Genomic DNA, 334 nt, shown 5'->3' with positions numbered 1-334 from the left:
TTTATTATCTAACTAGCCGGATATCAATCGGTATCCGGAATCACATGCTGCCTTTGAACTCCTCCGGCGATACATACCCTAAAGAGCGTTGAATGCGCTCTGTGTTGTACCACGTGATGTAGTCAGAGATGATTTCCTGAGCCTTTGCTCTCGTCAGCTCTATTCTTTCCTGCGAGTCATTCTGCGGAACGTTTCACTCTTCATATGCCCGTAAAACGTTTCCATGCTTGCGTTGTCAAGGCAATTTCCTCTTCTGGAGTAGCTCGGACGAGCTCCGAGTTTTCTCACCGCTTTCACGTAAGACATACTTGTGTAGGTTCCACCTCTATCGCTG

1 protein-coding gene is annotated in these 334 nt (G+C 47.3%); it reads right to left on the bottom strand.

All coding sequences use genetic code 11. From position 1 onward, the window contains the following. Positions 1–40: 40 nt before the first annotated feature. The gene (locus tag E5987_RS13580; RefSeq protein WP_202074653.1) at positions 41–157 is read right to left on the bottom strand and encodes an IS3 family transposase; all 117 of its coding nucleotides are present in this window, start codon (positions 155–157) and stop codon (positions 41–43) included. Positions 158–334 lie beyond the last annotated feature (177 nt).

It is taken from the genome of Parasutterella muris (assembly GCF_009767915.1).
Classification (GTDB): domain Bacteria; phylum Pseudomonadota; class Gammaproteobacteria; order Burkholderiales; family Burkholderiaceae_F; genus Parasutterella; species Parasutterella muris.
This window is presented reverse-complemented; position numbering and strand designations above follow the sequence as displayed.